This is a genomic window from Paenibacillus agri, from assembly GCF_013359945.1.
In the GTDB taxonomy this organism is placed as follows: Bacteria; Bacillota; Bacilli; order Paenibacillales; family Paenibacillaceae; genus Paenibacillus_AQ; species Paenibacillus_AQ agri.
Genome location: NZ_JABWCS010000042.1, coordinates 1 through 243, shown reverse-complemented (window position 1 = coordinate 243; position 243 = coordinate 1). Strand labels below are relative to the sequence as shown.

Here is a 243-nt window from a genome sequence, read left to right as displayed (position 1 = left end):
GCCTTTGCACTCTTCGAATGATTTCCAACCATTCTGAGGGAACCTTGGAACGCCTCCGTTACTCTTTAGGAGGCGACCGCCCCAGTCAAACTGCCCGCCTGACACGGTCCCCGTACCCGATTAGGGCACCAGGTTAGAACCTAGATACGATCAGGGTGGTATCCCAACGGCGCCTCCACAGAAGCTTGCGCTCCTGTCTCTACGGCTCCCACCTATCCTGTACAGATCGTACCCAAATTCAAT

1 rRNA gene is annotated in these 243 nt (G+C 55.1%); it reads right to left on the bottom strand.

What is annotated here, in order from left to right:
- A 23S ribosomal RNA gene (locus HPT30_RS00195) occupies positions 1 to 243 on the bottom strand; the annotation flags it as partial.